Below are 19,604 nucleotides of genomic sequence, written 5' to 3'. Positions count from 1 at the left end.
CCCCCCCCCCCCCCCGGGCCCCTTTTCCATGGCCCGCGGTGGCTACCGCACGCGGGCGATCAGGTAGCGGAAGACGTTCGGCATCCACACCGTGCCGTCGTGGCGGACGTACGGGTGCAGGGCCTCCGCGATCTCCTTCTCGACCTGGGCCGGATCCGTCGCCCGGACCGCCGCGTCGAACTCGCCCGTCGACATCAGGCCCCGTACCGCGCTGTCCTGGTCCGCGTACCCGAACGGGCAGGACACCCGCCCCGAGCCGTCCGGCCTCAGCCCGGCCCGGGTCACCACGTCGTCCAGGTCGTCACGGAAGGCCGGCCGCCCGCCCGCGAGGCGCGCCGCGACCCTCAGGACCGACGCCGTCGCGCACCGCTCGGGCGGCCCCCAGCCCGCCAGGACGACAGCCGCGCCCGGTTGCGCCAGAGGAGTGACGGCCGCGAGCGCCCGCCTCAGACCGGCAGACGCGTGGAAGGCCGTGAGCACGTCGTACGGGGTACGGGACGGATCCCCGGCGTCCGCGGGCTCGCCCTCCACGACCGCGTGCCCCGTCCCTTCCGGCAGCCGTTCCCGAGCCAGCTCCACGCGCGCGTGGTCCCGGTCCACGCCCGTGACCCGCGCGCCCCGCGAGGCCGCGATCAGCAGCGCGAGCCCCGAACCGCAGCCGAGCCCCAGGACCCGGGAGCGGGGGCCCACCTCAAGACGGTCGTACACCGCCTCGTAGAGCGGGACGAGCATGCGCTCCTGGATCTCGGCCCAGTCGCGCGCGGGGTGGTGCGGGACGAGCGTAGGTGTCATGGAAAGCGCCCCAATCAAGTGCCTGGTCGACAGCCCCCGTGTACATGCGCCCGCATCCCCCCGTATGTCAGGGAACTGCCGATCCGTGCCCGCGTCCAGTGCACGCGCGGGACCACTTCCCCTTCGGGGGAGGGGCCCGGTGCGCCGACTTGACGCGCGACCCGGTACTGTCCCTGCATCGGCCTCGGCCCGCGTACGCCACCCCTACGCGCCGGGGCGTATGCGCCGCTACGCACCACCTTGCCGCGAGCTGTGCGACTTCTCCGCAGATCGGCGCACTGACCCTCGTCCGGACGCATCAACGGCAACTGACGGGTAAGTGCAAAATATTTGGGATGCCCCGGAATGGAACCCGGGAGCGCGTCGGCTCGTTGTACGCGACGTGAGCACGACACCACCTGTTCTCGCCGCAGAGCTGGCACAGGCGTGGGCCGACATTCAGCGGCACCACCCCGAACTGCCAGATCTTGCCGCGCCCGAGTCCCTGATCGGAGAGTCCTCGTCCGCCTGCGGCGCCGAACTCTCCTTCGAACGACTGCTCCACGAAGCAGTCCACGGCATCGCCGCCGCCCGAGGAGTCCGCGACACCTCACGCGCCGGCCGCTACCACAACCGCAGATTCCTGGCGATCGCCGAGGAGATGGGCCTGGACCACCCCGACGAGCCGCACGCCAGCAGCGGCTTCTCGCTGGTCACGCTCAACCCCGAGGCGAAGCGGCGGTACCGGCCCACGATCGAGCGCCTCCAGCGCGCCCTCAAGGCCCACACCGTCGCGACGGCCGCCGACACCAAGCGCTCCTTCCGCGGCCCCGCTGCCCGCCACGGCTCCTCCGGCGGCGGCGTGCGCGTGAAGGCCGTCTGCGACTGCGGCCGCAACGTCCGCGTGGTCCCCTCGGTGCTCGCCCAGGCCCCCATCGTCTGCGGCGGCTGCGGCAAGCCCTTCCGTATCCCGGAATCGGTGGGTGCGGCGAGCTGACCCCGGACCCCGCCGGGTCCGGGGTGCCACCGGCGTGTGGCACAATGGCTAGCTGTACTCGACAGTCGCACAGGACCCCTCTCTCCTCCGGCTGACGCGTCCATCGGGCACCCGAGTACCGCAACCCCACGTGGCATCTCATGTGCCCAACCACGTCAAGACCAGGAGACACCACTCCAGTGGCAGTCAAGATCAAGCTCAAGCGCCTCGGCAAGATTCGCCAGCCGCACTACCGCATCGTCGTCGCCGACTCCCGCACCCGCCGGGACGGTCGTGCGATCGAGGAGATCGGTCTGTACCACCCGACGTACAACCCGTCGAAGATCGAGGTCGACTCGGAGCGTGCGCAGTACTGGCTGTCCGTCGGCGCCCAGCCGACCGAGCCCGTTCTCGCCATCCTGAAGCTCACCGGCGACTGGCAGAAGCACAAGGGCCTGCCGGCCCCGGCGCCGCTGCTGCAGCCGGCGACGAAGGAGGACAAGCGCGCCTCCTTCGACGCGTTCGCCAAGACCCTCGAGGGCGACGAGGCGAAGGGTGAGGCCATCACCCCGAAGGCGAAGAAGGCCGACAAGAAGGCGGACGAGGCCGAGGCGGCCGCGTCCACCGAGTCGACCGAGGCCTGAGCATGCTCGAGGAGGCTCTCGAGCACCTCGTGAAGGGCATCGTCGACAACCCCGACGATGTGCAGGTCGCCTCGCGCAACCTGCGCCGTGGCCGCGTGCTCGAGGTCCGGGTCCACCCCGACGACCTCGGCAAGGTGATCGGCCGCAACGGCCGCACCGCGCGTGCGCTGCGTACCGTCGTGGGCGCCATCGGCGGTCGTGGCATCCGCGTCGACCTCGTCGACGTGGACCAGGTCCGCTGAGCAGGTTGGACACACCGGCACGGGCCGGGGAGGGCCTTCGGGTCCACCCCGGCCCGTCGTCGTCGGAACAGGAGAGAATGAAGACGTGCAGCTGGTAGTCGCGCGGGTCGGCCGCGCCCACGGCATCAAGGGCGAGGTCACCGTCGAGGTGCGGACGGACGAGCCCGAGCTGAGGCTCAGCCCCGGAGCGGTGCTGCAGACCGACCCCGCCTCCGTGGGGCCCCTGACCATCGAGACCGGGCGCGTGCACAGCGGTCGCCTGCTGGTCCGCTTCGAGGGCGTGCGCGACCGCAACGCCGCCGAGGCCCTCCGTAACACCCTGCTCATCGCCGACGTCGACCCCGACGAGCTGCCGCAGGGCGAGGACGAGTACTACGACCACCAGCTCATGGACCTGGACGTCGTGCTCGCCGACGGCACCGAGATCGGCCGGATCACCGAGATCTCCCACCTGCCGTCCCAGGACCTGTTCATCGTCGAGCGGCCCGACGGCACCGAGCTGATGATCCCGTTCGTCGAGGAGATCGTCACCGACATCGACCTGGAGGAGCAGCGGGCCGTCATCGACCCGCCGCCCGGCCTGATCGACGACCGCGCCGAGATCGTCTCCTCCCGGGACGCCGAGGCCGAGGAAGAGTCCTGATGAGGCTCGACGTCGTCACGATCTTCCCCGAGTACCTGGAGCCGCTGAACGTCTCCCTGGTCGGCAAGGCACGCGCGCGTGGACAGCTCGACGTCCACGTCCACGACCTGCGGGAGTGGACCTACGACCGGCACAGCACGGTCGACGACACCCCGTACGGCGGCGGGCCCGGCATGGTCATGAAGACCGAGCCCTGGGGCGACGCCCTCGACCAGATCCTCGCCGACGGTTTCGAGGCGGGCGCCCACGGCCCCGTCATGGTCGTGCCCACCCCCAGCGGACGCCCCTTCACCCAGGAACTCGCCGTCGAGCTCTCCGAGCGCCCCTGGCTGATCTTCACGCCGGCCCGCTACGAGGGCATCGACCGGCGCGTCATGGACGAGTACGCGACCCGGATGCCGGTCTACGAGGTCTCCATCGGCGACTACGTCCTGGCCGGCGGGGAGGCCGCCGTCCTCGTCGTCACCGAGGCCGTGGCGCGGCTCCTGCCCGGCGTCCTGGGCAACGCCGAGTCCCACCGCGACGACTCCTTCGCCCCCGGGGCCATGGCCAACCTCCTGGAGGGCCCCGTCTACACCAAGCCCCCCGAGTGGCGGGGGCGCGCCATCCCCGACGTACTCCTCAGCGGGCACCACGGGAAGATCGCGCGCTGGCGCCGGGACGAGGCCTTCCGTCGTACGGCGGCGAACCGGCCCGACCTGATCGAGCGCTGCGACCCTTCTGTCTTCGACAAGAAGGACCGGGAGATCCTGTCCATGCTGGGCTGGGCCCCGGAGCCCGGCGGCCGATTTTGGCGCAGGCCGGACGCCGTGGAAGAATAAGCCGCTGCTGTATGTCCGGCGTGCGCCCCTGCCACAGGGGGACGACGCCCGCCCGGTACGTGCGGCGCTCCATCTCCTTCACGAACGTTCCGCTGATGACCTGTGGCATCAGCGAGGAAAGAGACCACCATGGCCTCCCTGCTCGACTCGGTCAACGCGGCTTCGCTCCGCACCGACCTCCCCGCCTTCCGTCCCGGCGACACCGTGAACGTCCACGTGCGCGTCATCGAGGGCAACCGCTCCCGTATCCAGCAGTTCAAGGGCGTTGTCATCCGCCGCCAGGGCTCGGGCGTCAGCGAGACCTTCACGGTCCGCAAGGTCTCGTTCTCCGTCGGCGTCGAGCGCACCTTCCCGGTGAACAGCCCGATCTTCGAGAAGATCGAGCTCGTCAGCCGCGGTGACGTCCGTCGCGCCAAGCTCTACTACCTGCGTGAGCTGCGCGGCAAGGCTGCCAAGATCAAGGAGAAGCGCGACAAGTAAGCTCCGGCTCACCGATCGCGCGGGGCTTCGGAGCACTGACGCACAGGGCGGCCGGATAGGCTCTGCCCCCGATGGACACCGAAGCACAGCACACGGAGCGCGACCGCTCCTCCGAGACGGAGGAGCGGTCGCGCTCCGCGCGCGTTTCCGGGTCCGCGGGGCCCACGGAGCAGGCCGACCAAACGCTGTCCGAGGGACCCGCCGGGGGATCCACCGAGGGACCCGCCGAGGGATCCACCGAGGGGCCCGCGGAGGGATCCACCGAGGGGCCCGGCGGGCGCCCCTGGTGGTCCTGGCGGCGTACCGGGATCATCGGCGGCGCCTGCGTGGTCTTCCTGCTGCTCCTGAGCCACTTCGTCCTGCAGCCGTTCCTGATCCCCAGCGGCTCGATGGAGCCGACGCTCAGGGTCGGGGACCGGATCCTCGTGAACAAGCTGGCGTACCGTTTCGGCAACCAGCCGCGCCGCGGAGACGTCGTCGTCTTCGACGGCACCGGCTCCTTCCTCCGGGAGGCACCCGAGGAGAACCCGGTCACCGGGCTGCTGCGCGGAGCCGCCGCCGCTCTCGGCCTCGCCGAGCCCGCCGAGACGGACTTCGTGAAGCGGGTGGTGGGCGTCGGCGGCGACCGCGTCGTCTGCTGCGACACGAACGGCCGGCTCACCGTCAACGGCGTGCCCGTCGAGGAGTGGTACGTCCACCTGGGTGACGCCCCTTCGAAGGTTCCCTTCGACATCGTCGTACCCCAGGGCGCCCTGTGGGTGATGGGCGACCATCGCAGCCAGTCGAGCGACTCCCGTGACCACCTCGGCCGGCCGGGCGGCGGCATGGTGCCCGTCGAGCGGGTGATCGGGCGCGCGGACTGGATCGGCTGGCCCTTCGGCCGCTGGTCCGAGGTGGCGCCGACCGATGCGTTCGACGCCGTACCCGCTCCCGCGGCGGGCCGCCATGGGTAACCGGGGCAGGCCGTCGGGGCACCACGCCGACACCCGGCTGCCCACGGGCACACGGCCCGCGGACGGCGGCCGGCCGCTGCCCGGGCGGGCGGAGCGGCGCAAGCTCGCCCGCAAGGTCAAACGCCGTCGGCAGCGCTCGGCGGTCAAGGAGATCCCCCTCCTCGTCATGGTCGCCGTGCTGATCGCGCTCGTCCTGAAGACCTTCCTGGTCCAGGCGTTCGTCATCCCGTCCGGCTCGATGGAGCAGACGATCCGGATCAACGACCGGGTGGTGGTCGACAAGCTCACGCCCTGGTTCGGCGCCACGCCGCAGCGCGGCGACGTCGTCGTCTTCAAGGACCCCGGCAACTGGCTCCAGGACGCCGCGCCGGCCGCCGAGGACCCGGTCGGCGTCAAGCAGGTCAAGCAGGCCCTGACCTTCATCGGCCTGTTGCCCTCGGCCGACGAGCAGGACCTCATCAAGCGGGTCGTGGCGGTCGGCGGCGACACCGTCGCCTGCTGCGGCAAGGACGGGCGGATCACGGTCAACGGCGTACCGCTGGAAGAGCCGTATCTGCACCCGGGGAACGAACCCTCGAAGATCAAGTTCAGGGTGACGGTGCCGGAGGGCCGGATCTTCGTGATGGGCGACCACCGCTCGGACTCGGCCGACTCGCGCTTCCACCTCGACGAGAAGGACAGGGGCACGATCTCCGTGGACGACGTCGTCGGCCGGGCGGTCGGCATCGTCTGGCCGGTGAGCCACTGGCGTCGTCTGGAGGAGCCGGACACGTTTGCGGCCGTGCCGGACGGCCGTTCGGGCAGCGTGTCCGCGGACGGCGGACCGGACGGCGTGTCGCATAGTGTGTCCTCGCGGAATCTGAACGGATTGCCCTGGCTCCCGACCCCTGCGGAACTCCCGCTCGTTATGGGAGTGGTGGGCCTGTCCCTGTTCTGGGGCAGGCATGTGCACGGACTGAGGAGTGGATGTGGGGGATGTGGCCGTCGGCGCACGATCCGGACACGACGAGCCCGAGGAGAGGCCCGAGAAGCTCGCCGAGTCGTCGGTGGCCATGAGGGATGACGCCGCGGGCCGACCGGACGCCGACCCCGCCGACGGTGCCGACGGTTCCGACTCCGACGGTTCCGACGAAGCCGGTGGCGCCGGTGGCGACGGGCAGGGCGACGAGGCCGGGCGTACCGGCGGTGCTCCGAAGAAGCCGCGTTCCTTCTGGAAGGAACTGCCGCTGCTGATCGGTATCGCCCTGGTCCTCGCGCTGCTGATCAAGACCTTCCTGGTGCAGGCGTTCTCGATCCCTTCGGACTCGATGATGAACACGCTGCAGCGTGGCGACCGGGTCCTGGTGGACAAGCTGACCCCGTGGTTCGGCTCCGAACCCGATCGCGGCGAGGTCGTCGTCTTCCACGACCCGGGCGGCTGGCTGGACGATGAGCCGACCCCGGATCCGAACGCGCTCCAGGAGTTCCTGGCGTTCATCGGCCTGATGCCATCCGCCGAGGAGAAGGACCTGATCAAGCGGGTCATCGCGGTGGGCGGCGACACGGTCTCCTGCAAGGAGGGCGGCAAGGTCGTCCTCAACGGCAAGACGCTGGAGGAGACCTCGTACATCTACCCCGGCTCCTCGCCCTGCGGTGACAAGCCCTTCGGGCCGATCACCATCCCCGACGGCAGCATCTGGGTGATGGGCGACAACCGGCAGAACTCGCTCGATTCCCGGTACCACCAGAACCTCGCGGGCGGCGGCACGGTCCCGGTCGACAAGGTCGTGGGACGCGCGATCGTCGTGGCCTGGCCGGTGACCCGCTGGGCGACGCTGCCCGTGCCGGAGACCTTCGACCAGCCGGGACTGAGCCAGGCGCTGGCCGTGGCCCCGGGCGCGGCCGGTCTGGCCGGCGCGCTGCCGCTGGTCCTGTGGCGCAGGAAGAGGGTCATGGCTCGGCATACCGCCGAGTAGCGACGCCCGGGTAGGGTGCCGTCCCAGACCGTCGGACCGACCTTCGAGGTGGGGAGCGCTGGGATGAGCGGAACGATACGTACGGAAGACGGCCGCGGCCGCCTCGGCAGTGTGCTGTCGGGGCTGGTCGTGGCCGTCGGCTGTGTGCTCTTCCTCGGCGGATTCGCCTGGGGAGCGGTGGCCTACCAGCCGTACACCGTGCCCAGCGACTCGATGACGCCCGCCCTGGCCGTAGGGTCCAAGGTCCTCGCGCAGCGGATCGACGGCGACGAGGTGCGGCGCGGCGACATCGTGATCTTCAACGACCCGCTGTGGGGCGACATGCCCATGGTCAAGCGGGTCGTCGGCGTCGGCGGCGACACGGTCGCCTGCTGCGACAAGGACGGGCGGCTCACGATCGACGGCAAGGCGATCGAGGAGCCGTACACCCGGCCCGGGGCACCCGCCTCGGGGCAGGAGTTCTCGGCGACCGTGCCGGACGGGAACCTCTTCCTCCTCGGCGACGAGCGGCACAACTCTCTGGACTCCCGGACCCACCTGGAGGAGGCCGGCCAGGGCTCCGTACCGCGCTCCGCGGTCACCGGCCGGGTCGATGCCGTCGCCTGGCCGGATGTCGAGCTCGTGGAGCGCCCCGCGGGCTTCGCGGCACTGCCGGGCGGGGTATCCGCCCGCGGGCCCGTGGAGCCGCTCTTCTACGCGATCGTCGGCGGGTGTGTACTGATCCTGGCAGGGGCCGCGTACGGGCCGGTGGCGCGGCTGGCGGGCCGGCGGTCCGAGGGCCGGTCCCGAGGCCGGTCCTCCGACAAGGAGACGGTGAGAGCGTGACGGGTACGAGGGATACGCGGGGCCCGGCGGGCGGCGACGGCCGCGAGCTGCGGCGAGTGGCGCGGGTCGTGCTGCTCGACCCCGACGACCGCATCCTCCTCCTGCACGGCTACGAGCCCGACGACCCGGCGCAGACCTGGTGGTTCACGCCCGGCGGCGGCCTGGAGGACGGCGAAACCCGGGAGGAGGCGGCGCTGCGGGAGCTGGCCGAGGAGACCGGGATCACGGACGTCGAACTCGGACCCGTCCTCTGGCAGCGGACCTGCTCCTTTCCCTTCGACGGGCGGCGCTGGGACCAGGACGAGTGGTACTACCTGGCACGAACCGCCCAGACCGCGACCGCGCCGGGCGGTCTCACCGAACTCGAGGAACGCAGTGTCGCGGGGCTGAGGTGGTGGACCTCCGCCGAACTGTCGGCGGCGCGTGAGACGGTGTACCCGACCAGACTCGCCGAGCTGCTGAACAGGCTGCTCGACGAGGGACCGCCGAGTGCACCGGTGGTGCTCGCCCCGGAAATCGCTTAGCGGTGCGAGCGGCTGGCGCACAATGGGTGGACGCACGGCTGAAGGGGAACATGCCATGAGCGCCGAGGACCTCGAGAAGTACGAGACCGAGATGGAGCTGAAGCTCTACCGGGAGTACCGCGATGTCGTCGGGCTGTTCAAATACGTGATCGAGACCGAGCGTCGCTTCTACCTCACCAACGACTACGAGATGCAGGTGCACTCGGTCCAGGGCGAAGTGTTCTTCGAGGTGTCCATGGCCGACGCCTGGGTCTGGGACATGTATCGGCCGGCCAGGTTCGTCAAGCAGGTGCGAGTGCTCACGTTCAAGGACGTGAACATCGAGGAGCTCAACAAGAGCGACCTGGAGCTTCCCGGCAGCTGAAACCACCCGCAGGGGTGACGAGGTTCTCCACAGGCAGTCGGTTGTCCACCGGCCCGCACACGGATCGTGGCGACGCGTCACAGTCGGTGCCGGAGGTGGTACCGAATGAACGCATCGAACGCGTCGAGCGCAACGAATCCGACGAACGCGAAGAACGCCCTGGGGCGGTACGGAGAACAGTTGGCGGTCCGCCGGCTCACCGAAGCCGGGATGCGCATCCTCGCGCGGAACTGGCGCTGCGGACGGACCGGAGAGATCGACATCGTCGCCCGTGACGGGGACACGGTCGTCGTCTGCGAGGTGAAGACCCGGCGCGATGGCGCCTACGAGCACCCCATGGCCGCCGTTACCCCCGCCAAGGCCGACCGGCTCAAACGGCTCGCGGCCTGCTGGCTCGACCGCCACGGCGGACCACCGCCCGACGGCGGCGTCCGGATCGACCTCGTCGGAGTCGTCCTGCCCCGCCGCGGCGCCCCCGTCGTCACCCACGCCCAGGGGGTGGCCTGATGGGATTCGCCCGCACCTGCTCCGTCGCCCTCGTCGGCGTCGAGGGCGTCGTCGTCGAGGTCCAGGCCGACCTGGAGGCCGGAGTCGCCGCCTTCACCCTCGTCGGACTCCCCGACAAGAGCCTCACCGAGAGCCGGGACCGCGTCAGGGCCGCCATCGTCAACTCCGACGCCGAGTGGCCTCAGAAGAAGCTCACCGTCGGACTCAGCCCGGCGTCCGTGCCCAAGGGCGGCAGCGGATTCGATTTGGCCGTCGCCGCGGCCGTCCTCGGCGCCGCCGAGCGGATCGACCCCCGCGGCATCGCCGACCTCGTCCTCATCGGCGAACTGGGACTCGACGGCCGCGTCCGGCCCGTGCGCGGCGTCCTGCCCGCCGTCCTCGCCGCCGCCGAAGCCGGCTACCGGCAGGTCGTCGTCCCCGAACAGACGGCCGGCGAGGCCGCCCTCGTCCCCGGAGTCTCCGTCCTCGGCGTCCGCAGCCTCCGCCAGCTCATCGCCGTCCTCTCCGACGAACCCGTCCCCGAGGAGGAACCCGCCGAGGAGGGCCGCCCCGACGCCATGCTCGCCGGACTCCTCGTCCCCGGCGCGGGCGTCGGCACCGGACTCGCCGCCGACCCCGTCGACGGACCCGACCTCGCCGATGTCGCCGGACAGCACGGCGCCCGCCGCGCCCTGGAGGTCGCCGCCGCCGGCAGCCACCACCTGCTGCTCTCGGGGCCCCCCGGAGCCGGCAAGACCATGCTCGCCGAACGACTCCCAGGCATCCTGCCCCCACTCACCCGCCAGGAGTCCCTCGAAGTCACCGCCGTCCACTCCGTCGCCGGCATCCTCCCGCCCGGCGAACCCCTCGTCCGGCGCGCGCCCTACTGCGCGCCCCACCACTCCGCGACCATGCAGTCCCTCGTCGGAGGCGGCAACGGACTCCCACGCCCCGGCGCGGTCTCCCTCGCTCATCGAGGGGTTCTCTTTCTGGACGAAGCGCCCGAATTCTCGGGGAAGGTGCTCGACGCCCTGCGCCAGCCGCTCGAATCCGGGCACGTCGTCGTCGCCCGCGCCGCCGGAGTCGTCCGGCTCCCCGCCCGCTTCCTCCTGGCGCTCGCCGCCAACCCCTGCCCCTGCGGACGGCACACCCTGCACGGCGCCGGATGCGAATGCCCCGCCTCCGTCATCCGCCGCTACCAGTCACGCCTCTCCGGCCCGCTCCTCGACCGCGTCGACCTGCGCGTCGCCGCCGAACCCGTCACCCGCTCCGACCTCCTCGGCCAGGGCGGACGGGGCGAACCCACCGCCGCCGTCGCCGACCGCGTCCGCGAGGCACGGGAGCGTGCCGCCGCCCGGCTCGCCGGCACCCCCTGGACCGTCAACAGCGAAGTCCCCGGACACGAACTGCGTACCCGCTTCCTCGTCGGCCCAGGGGCCCTCGCCGCGGCGGAACGGGACATCGAGCGCGGACTGCTCACCGCGCGCGGACTCGATCGGGTCCTGCGCGTCGCGTGGACCGTCGCCGACCTCGCCGGCCATGACCGGCCCGACGCCCAGGACGTCGACCTCGCCCTCGAACTGCGTACCGGCATCGCCCGCGGCGTACCGGTGGGAGCGGGGGACCTCGTATGACCCCGGAGGAGAGCCGCACCACGAAAGAAACACCCCGCGCCACCCCGGACGACGAACGCCTTGCCCGCGCCGCACTCACCCGCGTCGTCGAACCCGGCGACACGCACGCGGGCCGCTGGCTTCGGCAGTACGGAGCCGTGGGCTTCCTCCGACGGCTCCGGGAGCCGGCCGGAGACCCGGCCGGAGCCCCGGGGGCGGGCCCATTCCCCGGCACGGGCCAGAAACGGGTCGACGGATGGCGGCGGCGCGCCGCGGGCGCCGATCCACGGCGCGACCTCGACGCCGTCGGCCGGCACGGCGGCCGGCTGGTCGTCCCCGGCGACGCGGAATGGCCCCGCCAGCTCGACGACCTCGGCGACGCCCGCCCCGTGGGGCTCTGGATCCGGGGCCCCGCCGACCTACGGACCTGGGCGCTGCGCTCCGTCGCCGTCGTCGGCGCCCGGGCCTGCACCCCCTACGGCGCGCACATGGCCGCCACGCTCGCCGCCGGGCTCGCCGAGCAGGGCTGGGTCGTCGTCTCCGGCGCCGCCTTCGGTATCGACGGCGCCGCCCACAGAGGAGCCCTCGGCGCCCAAGGCGCCACCGTCGCCGTCCTCGCCTGCGGCGTCGACATCCCCTACCCGCGCGGACACGCCGAACTCATCGCGCGCATCGCCGAACAAGGGCTCGTCATCGGCGAGTTGCCGCCCGGCAGTCATCCCACGCCCAGCAGATTCATCCTCCGGAACCGGGTGATCGCCGCCCTGACCCGCGGCACCGTCGTCGTCGAGGCCGAGTACCGGAGCGGCTCCCTGGTCACCGCCCGCGGCGCCGCACGGCTCGGCCGCCACACCATGGGGGTGCCCGGCGCCGTCACCAGCGGGCTCTCCGCCGGAGTCCACGAACTCCTGCGCGGCGAGGCCACCCTCGTCACCGACGCCGCCGAGGTGATCGAACTCGTCGGAGACATGGGCCAGCTCGCCCCGGCCCGCCGCGGACCCGTCCTGCCCAGGGACCTCCTCGCCCCGGACGCGGCGCGCGTCCTCGAAGCGATCCCGGCCGGCCGGCCCACCCCCGCACGGGAGATCGCCGACCGGGCGGGCTCCAGCGCCGACGACACCCTCGCCCGACTGTACGAACTGCACTCCCTGGGGTTCGTCGAACGGCAAGGAGACGACTGGCAGTTGACGAACACGCCCGCAGAAGGGGCGAACGCGCGGCGAGGCGGTACTTGACCTGGAGCATTCGGGTGAAAAGGTGATGCGGATGAACAGCCCAGTGCTCTCGGTCGCCCCCGAGGGGTCGAAACGCGCCACGGCCCGGGTTCGAAAACGCGGCCGAGGACGTCCACCCGGAGCGGCGCGATCCGCAGAGGTTCGCACACCGCGACGTTACAGTCACGCTACGCTCACCAGGATTCCCCGCCGGACATCCACACCGACAAACCCGCCAGCAGAACGGCTCAAGGCAACGCATGCCCCAGCACACCTCCGGGTCTGACCGCGCTGCGGTGCCCCCAGCAGCCCGGGGCACCGTGCGACCGCCCGCACCGACATCGCTCGACGAGCTGTGGCGGTCGTACAAGGACACGGGCGACGAGCGGCTGCGGGAACAGCTGATCCTGCACTATTCGCCGCTCGTGAAGTACGTCGCCGGGCGCGTCAGCGTGGGGCTGCCGTCCAATGTGGAACAGGCCGACTTCGTCTCCTCCGGGGTCTTCGGGCTGATCGACGCGATCGAGAAGTTCGACGTCGAGCGGTCGATCAAGTTCGAGACGTACGCGATCACCCGCATCCGCGGCGCGATGATCGACGAACTCCGCGCCCTGGACTGGATCCCCCGCTCCGTGCGCCAGAAGGCGCGCAACGTCGAGCGCGCCTACGCCACCCTGGAGGCCAAGCTCCGCCGGACCCCGACCGAGAGCGAGGTCGCGGCGGAGATGGGCATCGCGCTGGAGGAACTGCACGCGGTTTTCAGCCAGTTGTCGCTGGCGAACGTGGTCGCGCTGGAGGAGCTGCTGCACGTCGGCGGCGAGGGCGGCGACCGGCTGTCGCTGATGGACACCCTGGAGGACACAGCCGCCGACAACCCCGTCGAGGTCGCCGAGGACCGCGAGCTGCGAAGACTCCTCGCCCGCGCCATCAACACCCTCCCCGAGCGGGAGAAGACCGTGGTCACGCTCTACTACTACGAGGGCCTGACCCTCGCCGAGATCGGCCAGGTCCTCGGTGTCACCGAGAGCCGCGTCAGCCAGATCCACACCAAGTCCGTCCTCCAGCTGCGCGCCAAGCTGGCCGATGTGGGGCGCTGACGCGGCACGGCCGGTCGTATGGTGGATCCGTGCCCAGGATTCGAGCGGCCTCGGTGGCCGAGCACCGGACGATGCAGCGCGGCGCCCTCCTGGACGCCGCGCGCTCCCTGCTGTCCGAGGGCGGTACGGAGGCGCTGACCTTCCCCGCCCTCGCCGAGCGCACGGGCCTCGCCCGCTCCTCGGTCTACGAGTACTTCCGATCCCGCGCGGCCGTGGTCGAGGAGCTGTGCGCCGTCGACTTCCCCATCTGGGCGGCCGAGGTCGAGATGGCCATGGCCCGGGCCGACACGGCCGAGGGCAAGGTCGAGGCGTATGTGCGCACCCAGCTGGAGCTCGTGGGGGACAGGCGCCACCGGGCGGTCGTCGCGATCTCCGCGAGCGAGCTCGACGACGGCGCCCGCGAGAAGATCCGCGCCGCCCACGGCGGCCTCGTCGCCATGATCGTCGAGGCCCTCGCCGACCTGGGACAGCCCCAGCCCCGCCTCGGCGCGATGCTCCTCCAGGGCGTCGTGGACGCGGCCGTACGCCGCATCGAACTGGGAGCAGCCGAAGACCCGGCCGACATCGCCGAAGCCGCGGTCTCCATGGCCCTCCGCGGCGTGGCCGGCTGACCCGGGGGCCCCTCCCCCCCCGCCCCTCCCCCCTCCCCCTCCCCCCGGCCCCCGCCTCCCCGGTCCCGTCAGGGCACGCCTGTCACCGGAAGCAGCCTCGACGGTTCACGGTGCAGGAGCAGCAGGGGGTTCAGGTAGATGTCGCCGCGTAGGAGGCCCCAGTGGAGGCAGGACTCCGGGCAGTGGGGGTCCTCGGCCGGCGGGGGTGCGAGCGTGGCGACTGGGTCGCCGCGGGTGACCACCGTGCCCGCCGGGACCAGCGGGTCCACCGGCTCGTAGCTGGTGCGCAGCGGTGGGTCTCCCGTGCCCGGCAGGGTGATCGTGAGGACGCCGCGGCCGGCCACCCGGCCCGCGAAAGTGACCACGCCCGACGCGGCCGCGCGGACCGGGGAGCCCGCCGGGGCCGCCAGGTCGAGCCCGCGGTGCCCGGCGGCGTACGGACCGGCCGGGGGTTCCCAGCCGCGGATGATCTCCGGGCGCGGCGGGCCCAGGGGCCACGTCAGCGCCATGGTGAGAAGCAGAGTCGTGAGGTGCATGGCGACACCGTCCCGTACCTGCCCGGTTCGCGTGGATCATGGTCGATATCTGTGGAATACCGGCCGGTTGTGGACAGCGCCGTCACCCGGCACCCCACGGGTCCCGTACACTTCCTATGGCGATCCGGGTCACCGGGTCGACTTCGCACGCCCCGCCACACAGCCCTCACCGGCCGTGGCAGCGCCTTTTCGGTCCCTTGCGGCACGGCGCGTCGGGGTGTCAGGACATAACCGAGAAACTCAAGGAGATACGGCCATGGCCGTCGTCACGATGCGGGAGCTGCTGGAGAGCGGCGTCCACTTCGGTCACCAGACCCGTCGTTGGAACCCGAAGATGAAGCGCTTCATCTTCACGGAGCGCAACGGCATCTACATCATCGACCTGCTCCAGTCGCTGTCGTACATCGACCGCGCCTACGAGTTCGTCAAGGAGACCGTCGCCCACGGCGGCTCCATCATGTTCGTCGGTACGAAGAAGCAGGCCCAGGAGGCCATCGCCGAGCAGGCGACGCGTGTCGGCATGCCGTACGTCAACCAGCGTTGGCTCGGTGGCATGCTCACCAACTTCTCCACCGTCTACAAGCGTCTGCAGCGCCTCAAGGAGCTCGAGCAGATCGACTTCGAGGACGTCGCCGCCTCGGGTCTCACCAAGAAGGAGCTCCTGGTCCTCTCCCGCGAGAAGGCCAAGCTGGAGAAGACCCTCGGTGGTATCCGCGAGATGCAGAAGGTGCCGAGCGCCGTCTGGATCGTCGACACCAAGAAGGAGCACATCGCCGTCGGTGAGGCGCGCAAGCTCCACATCCCGGTCGTCGCGATCCTCGACACCAACTGCGACCCCGACGAGGTCGACTACAAGATCCCGGGCAACGACGACGCGATCCGCTCCGTCACCCTGCTCACCCGCGTGATCGCCGACGCCGTCGCCGAGGGCCTCATCGCCCGCTCCGGCGCCGCGACCGGCGACCAGAAGCCGGGCGAGAAGGCCGCGGGCGAGCCGCTCGCCGAGTGGGAGCGCGACCTGCTCGAGGGTGAGAAGAAGGCTGACGAGGCCGAGGTCCAGACCGCTGCCGAGACGGCGCCGGTCGTCGACCCCGAGGCTGCCGCCGAGGTCGCCGAGGCCGTCGCCGCCGAGGTCGCCGAGGCTCCGGCCGCCGAGGGCGACCAGGCCTGACCCACGGCCCGGCCTTCACGGGCCAGGTCCGGTTGGTTGTATCGGATGTCGACGGCGGGGGCCCACAAAGCCCCCGCCGTCCACCCGTAGATCTTTCAGACTTCGAGAGAGAAACTCAGACTCATGGCGAACTACACCGCCGCTGACGTCAAGAAGCTCCGTGAGCTCACCGGCGCCGGCATGATGGACTGCAAGAAGGCTCTGGACGAGGCCGACGGCAATGTCGACAAGGCCGTCGAGGCCCTGCGCATCAAGGGCCAGAAGGGCGTCGCCAAGCGCGAGGGCCGCTCTGCCGAGAACGGCGCCGTCGTCTCCCTCATCGCCGACGACAACACCTCCGGTGTCCTCGTCGAGCTGAAGTGCGAGACGGACTTCGTCGCCAAGGGTGACAAGTTCCAGGCCGTCGCCAACGCGCTCGCCGCCCACGTCGCCGCCACCTCCCCGGCCGACCTGGAGGCGCTGCTCGCCTCCGAGATCGAGCCCGGCAAGACGGTCCAGGCGTACGTCGACGAGGCCAACGCCAACCTGGGCGAGAAGATCGTCCTCGACCGCTTCGCGCAGTACGCCGACGGCTACGTCACGGCCTACATGCACCGCACCATGCCCGACCTGCCCCCGCAGATCGGTGTTCTCGTCGAGTTCGACAAGGAGAACGCCGAGATCGCCAAGGGCGTCGCGCAGCACATCGCCGCCTTCGCGCCGAAGTACCTCACCCGTGAGGACGTTCCGGCCGAGGTCGTCGAGTCCGAGCGTCGCATCGCCGAGGAGACCACCCGCGCCGAGGGCAAGCCCGAGGCCGCGATCGCGAAGATCGTCGAGGGTCGCGTCAACGGCTTCTTCAAGGACGCCACGCTGCTCGGCCAGCCGTACGCGCTGGACAACAAGAAGTCCGTCCAGAAGGTTCTGGACGAGGCCGGTGTCACCCTGAAGCGCTTCACGCGCATCAAGGTCGGCATCTGAGTCCGTACGCAACGGACACCGGACCCCGGTAGGGTCTGAAGCAGTCGTCCGCGCTCGCGTAGGACGACCGCAGATCTGACGAGGAGGCCATTGCCGTACGGGAAACCGCAAGGACCCACCGGCAATGGCCTTCGTCGTATGTGCACGAGGAGAGCTCCATGAACCAGTCCGCCGCTCAGGGCGACGACATCCACGGCAAAAAGTCCGGCCGCTTCATGCTGAAGCTGTCCGGCGAGGCGTTCGCCGGCGGCGGCGGGCTCGGCGTCGACCCCGACGTCGTGCACAAGATGGCACGCGAGATCGCCGCTGTCGTCCGCGACGGCGCCGAGATCGCGATCGTGATCGGCGGCGGCAACTTCTTCCGCGGCGCCGAGCTGCAGGTGCGCGGCATGGACCGGGCCCGTTCCGACTACATGGGCATGCTCGGCACCGTCATGAACTGCCTCGCCCTCCAGGACTTCCTGGAGAAGGAAGGCATCGACTCCCGCGTCCAGACCGCCATCACCATGGGCCAGGTCGCGGAGCCGTACATCCCGCTGCGGGCCGTGCGCCACCTGGAGAAGGGCCGCGTGGTCATCTTCGGCGCCGGTATGGGCATGCCGTACTTCTCCACCGACACCACCGCCGCACAGCGCGCCCTGGAGATCGACGCCGAGGCCCTGCTCATGGGCAAGAACGGCGTGGACGGGGTCTACGACTCCGACCCGAAGACCAACCCCGACGCGGTGAAGTTCGACGCGCTGGAGTACGGCGAGGTGCTCGCCCGCGACCTCAAGGTCGCCGACGCCACCGCCATCACCCTGTGCCGTGACAACAAGCTGCCGATCCTCGTCTTCGAACTGCTCACCGAGGGCAATATCGCGCGCGCGGTGAAGGGTGAGAAGATCGGCACTCTCGTGAGCGACCAGGGCACCCGGGCCTGAGCCTGAAGCTCAAAACCGGGTACCTCCCCCGCGAGGGGATGGACAGAGCCCTGCCGGTCGTACACCGTGCAGGACAAGACGCGACGACACGCAGGAGCAAGTGGTGATCGAAGAGACCCTCCTCGAGGCCGAGGAGAAGATGGAGAAGGCCGTCGTGGTCGCCAAGGAGGACTTCGCCGCGATTCGCACCGGGCGTGCGCACCCGGCGATGTTCAACAAGATCGTGGCCGACTACTACGGTGCGATCACGCCGATCAATCAGCTGGCGTCGTTCTCGGTTCCCGAGCCGCGCATGGCGGTTGTGACCCCGTTCGACAAGAGCGCGCTGCGCAACATCGAGCAGGCGATCCGCGACTCGGACCTGGGCGTCAACCCGAGCAACGACGGCAACATCATTCGTGTGGTGTTCCCCGAGCTGACCGAGGAGCGCCGCCGCGAGTACATCAAGGTGGCCAAGGGCAAGGCCGAGGACTCCAAGATCTCCATCCGTTCCGTCCGCCGCAAGGCCAAGGAGACCATCGACAAGCTGGTCAAGGACGGCGAGGTCGGCGAGGACGAGGGCCGGCGCGCGGAGAAGGAGCTCGACGACACCACCGCGAAGTACGTGACGCAGGTGGACGAGCTGCTCAAGCACAAGGAAGCCGAGCTGCTCGAGGTCTGATGAACGACTCTTCCTGGGGGGCCCCGGCCGGTTCCGGCTACTGGGGGCCCGACCAGGGGCCTGCCCCGGCGGGTCCCGCATACGATGGGTTGCAGGCGGCGCAGACTCGGCCCATGCCCATCGTGCCCGACGTCCCCGCCGGCGATCACCAGGACGACCACGGCCGGGGGGCCGCTCAGCCGAGCGGTCCCCTGTTCCGTGACGAGACGCCGAACGAGCACCCGCAGGAGCCCATGTCCAGCCCGAACCGGCCTTCCTCCCCGCAGAAGAAGAGCGCGGGGCGCGATCTGGGCGCGGCCATAGGGGTCGGGATCGGTCTCGGGGCCGTCATCATCGCCTCCCTCTTCATCTGGAAGGCCGCGTTCGTCGGCGTCATCGCGATCGCCGTCGTGGTCGGTCTGTGGGAGCTCACCTCCCGTCTCCAGGAGCGCAAGGGCATCAAGGCTCCGCTCGTCCCGCTGGCGATCGGCGGCGCGGCGATGGTCGTGGCCGGCTACGTCCGCGGCACGGAGGGGGCCTGGGTCGCCATGGCCCTGACCGCGCTCGCGGTGCTCGTGTGGCGTATGACGGAGCCGCCCGAGGGCTATCTGAAGGACGTCACGGCGGGCGTCTTCGCCGCGTTCTACGTGCCGTTCCTGGCGACGTTCGTGGCGCTGATGCTCACCGCCGACGACGGCCCGCAGCGGGTGCTCACGTTCCTGCTGCTCACGGTCGTCAGCGACACCGGCGCGTACGCGATCGGCTGGCGCTTCGGCAAGCACAAGCTGGCACCGCGCATCAGCCCCGGCAAGACCCGCGAGGGCCTGCTCGGAGCAGTGACGTTCGCGATGGCGGCGGGCGCGCTGTGCATGGAGTTCCTGATCGAGGACGGCGCGTGGTGGCAGGGCCTGCTGCTCGGCCTGGCGGTGGCGGCGAGCGCGACGCTCGGCGACCTCGGCGAGTCGATGATCAAGCGCGACCTCGGCATCAAGGACATGGGCACGCTGCTGCCAGGTCACGGCGGCATCATGGACCGCCTGGACTCCCTGCTGCCGACGGCACCGGTGGTCTGGCTGCTGTTCGTGATCTTCGTCGGTACCACCTGAGTGCCACCTGACCTGCACGTTTGTACGTGAGGGGCCCGCTATCCCTCCC

Annotated in this window: 24 protein-coding genes; 22 read left to right on the top strand and 2 right to left on the bottom strand. The window is 70.8% G+C overall.

The features are described 5' to 3' along the window. Positions 1 to 42: 42 nt before the first annotated feature. Positions 43 to 792 carry a class I SAM-dependent methyltransferase gene (locus tag ACZ4VI_RS24855; protein ID WP_468002530.1) on the bottom strand — a complete coding sequence of 250 codons (750 nt, stop codon included), beginning with the start codon at positions 790 to 792 and terminating at the stop codon, positions 43 to 45. Positions 793 to 1,174: 382 nt separating this feature from the next. Here ACZ4VI_RS24855 and ACZ4VI_RS24850 point away from each other — a divergent pair, with 382 nt between their 5' ends. From ACZ4VI_RS24850 to ACZ4VI_RS24770, 17 genes are all read left to right on the top strand, one after another. After that, positions 1,175 to 1,768 carry a hypothetical protein gene (locus ACZ4VI_RS24850; protein WP_468002528.1) on the top strand — a complete coding sequence of 198 codons (594 nt, stop codon included), beginning with the start codon at positions 1,175 to 1,177 and terminating at the stop codon, positions 1,766 to 1,768. A gap of 179 nt (positions 1,769 to 1,947) precedes the next feature. Further along, positions 1,948 to 2,391 carry a 30S ribosomal protein S16 gene (gene rpsP, locus ACZ4VI_RS24845; protein WP_468002526.1) on the top strand — a complete coding sequence of 148 codons (444 nt, stop codon included), beginning with the start codon at positions 1,948 to 1,950 and terminating at the stop codon, positions 2,389 to 2,391. Between the two features lie 2 nt (positions 2,392 to 2,393). Next, positions 2,394 to 2,633: an RNA-binding protein gene (locus tag ACZ4VI_RS24840; RefSeq protein ID WP_005311361.1), complete on the top strand. Its 240-nt coding sequence runs from the start codon at positions 2,394 to 2,396 to the stop codon at positions 2,631 to 2,633. Positions 2,634 to 2,718: 85 nt separating this feature from the next. Then, complete coding sequence (gene rimM, locus ACZ4VI_RS24835) at positions 2,719 to 3,276, top strand: ribosome maturation factor RimM (RefSeq protein WP_468002525.1); 558 nt, start codon at positions 2,719 to 2,721, stop codon at positions 3,274 to 3,276. After that, positions 3,276 to 4,097, top strand: coding sequence for a tRNA (guanosine(37)-N1)-methyltransferase TrmD (gene trmD, locus ACZ4VI_RS24830; RefSeq protein WP_468002523.1), 822 nt, complete (start codon positions 3,276 to 3,278; stop codon positions 4,095 to 4,097). Before rimM ends, trmD begins: the two co-directional genes overlap by 1 nt. Before the next feature lie 129 nt (positions 4,098 to 4,226). Continuing rightward, the gene (gene rplS / locus ACZ4VI_RS24825) at positions 4,227 to 4,577 is read left to right on the top strand and encodes a 50S ribosomal protein L19 (protein ID WP_468002522.1); all 351 of its coding nucleotides are present in this window, start codon (positions 4,227 to 4,229) and stop codon (positions 4,575 to 4,577) included. 71 nt (positions 4,578 to 4,648) lie between these two features. Then, entirely contained in the window at positions 4,649 to 5,530 is an 882-nt protein-coding gene (lepB, locus tag ACZ4VI_RS24820; protein ID WP_468002521.1) for a signal peptidase I, read from the top strand. After that, on the top strand, positions 5,523 to 6,593 hold the full coding sequence (gene lepB / locus ACZ4VI_RS24815) for a signal peptidase I (RefSeq protein ID WP_468002603.1): 1,071 nt from the start codon (positions 5,523 to 5,525) through the stop codon (positions 6,591 to 6,593). The genes lepB (ACZ4VI_RS24820) and lepB (ACZ4VI_RS24815) overlap by 8 nt, the downstream gene beginning before the upstream one ends. After that, the gene (gene lepB, locus ACZ4VI_RS24810) at positions 6,508 to 7,485 is read left to right on the top strand and encodes a signal peptidase I (RefSeq protein WP_468002601.1); all 978 of its coding nucleotides are present in this window, start codon (positions 6,508 to 6,510) and stop codon (positions 7,483 to 7,485) included. Before lepB (ACZ4VI_RS24815) ends, lepB (ACZ4VI_RS24810) begins: the two co-directional genes overlap by 86 nt. 63 nt (positions 7,486 to 7,548) lie before the next feature. Beyond that, entirely contained in the window at positions 7,549 to 8,310 is a 762-nt protein-coding gene (lepB, locus tag ACZ4VI_RS24805) for a signal peptidase I (RefSeq protein WP_468002520.1), read from the top strand. Next, on the top strand, positions 8,307 to 8,834 hold the full coding sequence (locus ACZ4VI_RS24800; protein WP_468002519.1) for an NUDIX hydrolase: 528 nt from the start codon (positions 8,307 to 8,309) through the stop codon (positions 8,832 to 8,834). Before lepB (ACZ4VI_RS24805) ends, ACZ4VI_RS24800 begins: the two co-directional genes overlap by 4 nt. A 55-nt stretch (positions 8,835 to 8,889) precedes the next feature. Next, complete coding sequence (locus tag ACZ4VI_RS24795) at positions 8,890 to 9,198, top strand: DUF2469 domain-containing protein (protein WP_005311352.1); 309 nt, start codon at positions 8,890 to 8,892, stop codon at positions 9,196 to 9,198. A 105-nt stretch (positions 9,199 to 9,303) separates the two neighbouring features. Continuing rightward, entirely contained in the window at positions 9,304 to 9,705 is a 402-nt protein-coding gene (locus tag ACZ4VI_RS24790; protein ID WP_468002518.1) for a YraN family protein, read from the top strand. Continuing rightward, entirely contained in the window at positions 9,705 to 11,318 is a 1,614-nt protein-coding gene (locus tag ACZ4VI_RS24785; protein WP_468002517.1) for a YifB family Mg chelatase-like AAA ATPase, read from the top strand. The genes ACZ4VI_RS24790 and ACZ4VI_RS24785 overlap by 1 nt, the downstream gene beginning before the upstream one ends. Beyond that, positions 11,315 to 12,532: a DNA-processing protein DprA gene (gene dprA, locus ACZ4VI_RS24780; protein ID WP_468002516.1), complete on the top strand. Its 1,218-nt coding sequence runs from the start codon at positions 11,315 to 11,317 to the stop codon at positions 12,530 to 12,532. The genes ACZ4VI_RS24785 and dprA overlap by 4 nt, the downstream gene beginning before the upstream one ends. Positions 12,533 to 12,771: 239 nt before the next feature. Beyond that, the gene (gene whiG, locus ACZ4VI_RS24775; protein ID WP_468002515.1) at positions 12,772 to 13,608 is read left to right on the top strand and encodes an RNA polymerase sigma factor WhiG; all 837 of its coding nucleotides are present in this window, start codon (positions 12,772 to 12,774) and stop codon (positions 13,606 to 13,608) included. Positions 13,609 to 13,661: 53 nt separating this feature from the next. After that, positions 13,662 to 14,219, top strand: coding sequence for a TetR/AcrR family transcriptional regulator (locus ACZ4VI_RS24770; protein WP_468002600.1), 558 nt, complete (start codon positions 13,662 to 13,664; stop codon positions 14,217 to 14,219). Between the two features lie 68 nt (positions 14,220 to 14,287). Here ACZ4VI_RS24770 and ACZ4VI_RS24765 read toward each other — a convergent pair whose 3' ends face one another. After that, complete coding sequence (locus ACZ4VI_RS24765) at positions 14,288 to 14,755, bottom strand: M23 family metallopeptidase (protein WP_468002513.1); 468 nt, start codon at positions 14,753 to 14,755, stop codon at positions 14,288 to 14,290. Between the two features lie 256 nt (positions 14,756 to 15,011). On the opposite strand from ACZ4VI_RS24765, the gene rpsB reads away from it, so the two are divergent. The 5 genes from rpsB to ACZ4VI_RS24740 all read left to right on the top strand — a co-directional run bounded on the left by rpsB (position 15,012) and on the right by ACZ4VI_RS24740 (position 19,555). Further along, positions 15,012 to 15,926: a 30S ribosomal protein S2 gene (gene rpsB / locus ACZ4VI_RS24760; RefSeq protein WP_468002512.1), complete on the top strand. Its 915-nt coding sequence runs from the start codon at positions 15,012 to 15,014 to the stop codon at positions 15,924 to 15,926. A 123-nt stretch (positions 15,927 to 16,049) separates the two neighbouring features. Beyond that, the gene (gene tsf, locus ACZ4VI_RS24755) at positions 16,050 to 16,886 is read left to right on the top strand and encodes a translation elongation factor Ts (RefSeq protein WP_468002510.1); all 837 of its coding nucleotides are present in this window, start codon (positions 16,050 to 16,052) and stop codon (positions 16,884 to 16,886) included. A gap of 158 nt (positions 16,887 to 17,044) precedes the next feature. Continuing rightward, positions 17,045 to 17,809 (top strand): UMP kinase, encoded by a 765-nt coding sequence (gene pyrH, locus ACZ4VI_RS24750; RefSeq protein ID WP_468002508.1) that lies wholly within the window; start codon positions 17,045 to 17,047, stop codon positions 17,807 to 17,809. A gap of 103 nt (positions 17,810 to 17,912) precedes the next feature. Continuing rightward, a complete protein-coding gene (frr, locus tag ACZ4VI_RS24745) occupies positions 17,913 to 18,470 on the top strand; it encodes a ribosome recycling factor (protein ID WP_148006369.1) in 558 nt (185 codons plus the stop codon). Continuing rightward, on the top strand, positions 18,470 to 19,555 hold the full coding sequence (locus ACZ4VI_RS24740) for a phosphatidate cytidylyltransferase (RefSeq protein ID WP_468002506.1): 1,086 nt from the start codon (positions 18,470 to 18,472) through the stop codon (positions 19,553 to 19,555). The genes frr and ACZ4VI_RS24740 overlap by 1 nt, the downstream gene beginning before the upstream one ends. The last annotated feature ends 49 nt before the right edge of the window (positions 19,556 to 19,604 follow it).

It is taken from the genome of Streptomyces sp. NPDC029169, assembly GCF_055563935.1.
This window is presented reverse-complemented; position numbering and strand designations above follow the sequence as displayed.

What these genes read in the sequence shown, in the direction of transcription:
- ACZ4VI_RS24855 (WP_468002530.1), bottom strand. Translation starts at nt 792, where the DNA reads ATGACACCTACGCTCGTCCCGCACCACCCCGCGCGCGACTGGGCCGAG.
- ACZ4VI_RS24840 (WP_005311361.1), top strand. Translation starts at nt 2,394, where the DNA reads ATGCTCGAGGAGGCTCTCGAGCACCTCGTGAAGGGCATCGTCGACAAC.
- trmD (WP_468002523.1), top strand. Translation starts at nt 3,276, where the DNA reads ATGAGGCTCGACGTCGTCACGATCTTCCCCGAGTACCTGGAGCCGCTG.
- rplS (WP_468002522.1), top strand. Translation starts at nt 4,227, where the DNA reads ATGGCCTCCCTGCTCGACTCGGTCAACGCGGCTTCGCTCCGCACCGAC.
- lepB (WP_468002521.1), top strand. Translation starts at nt 4,649, where the DNA reads ATGGACACCGAAGCACAGCACACGGAGCGCGACCGCTCCTCCGAGACG.
- lepB (WP_468002603.1), top strand. Translation starts at nt 5,523, where the DNA reads ATGGGTAACCGGGGCAGGCCGTCGGGGCACCACGCCGACACCCGGCTG.
- lepB (WP_468002520.1), top strand. Translation starts at nt 7,549, where the DNA reads ATGAGCGGAACGATACGTACGGAAGACGGCCGCGGCCGCCTCGGCAGT.
- ACZ4VI_RS24795 (WP_005311352.1), top strand. Translation starts at nt 8,890, where the DNA reads ATGAGCGCCGAGGACCTCGAGAAGTACGAGACCGAGATGGAGCTGAAG.
- ACZ4VI_RS24790 (WP_468002518.1), top strand. Translation starts at nt 9,304, where the DNA reads ATGAACGCATCGAACGCGTCGAGCGCAACGAATCCGACGAACGCGAAG.
- ACZ4VI_RS24785 (WP_468002517.1), top strand. Translation starts at nt 9,705, where the DNA reads ATGGGATTCGCCCGCACCTGCTCCGTCGCCCTCGTCGGCGTCGAGGGC.
- dprA (WP_468002516.1), top strand. Translation starts at nt 11,315, where the DNA reads ATGACCCCGGAGGAGAGCCGCACCACGAAAGAAACACCCCGCGCCACC.
- whiG (WP_468002515.1), top strand. Translation starts at nt 12,772, where the DNA reads ATGCCCCAGCACACCTCCGGGTCTGACCGCGCTGCGGTGCCCCCAGCA.
- ACZ4VI_RS24765 (WP_468002513.1), bottom strand. Translation starts at nt 14,755, where the DNA reads ATGCACCTCACGACTCTGCTTCTCACCATGGCGCTGACGTGGCCCCTG.
- rpsB (WP_468002512.1), top strand. Translation starts at nt 15,012, where the DNA reads ATGGCCGTCGTCACGATGCGGGAGCTGCTGGAGAGCGGCGTCCACTTC.
- tsf (WP_468002510.1), top strand. Translation starts at nt 16,050, where the DNA reads ATGGCGAACTACACCGCCGCTGACGTCAAGAAGCTCCGTGAGCTCACC.
- pyrH (WP_468002508.1), top strand. Translation starts at nt 17,045, where the DNA reads ATGAACCAGTCCGCCGCTCAGGGCGACGACATCCACGGCAAAAAGTCC.
- ACZ4VI_RS24740 (WP_468002506.1), top strand. Translation starts at nt 18,470, where the DNA reads ATGAACGACTCTTCCTGGGGGGCCCCGGCCGGTTCCGGCTACTGGGGG.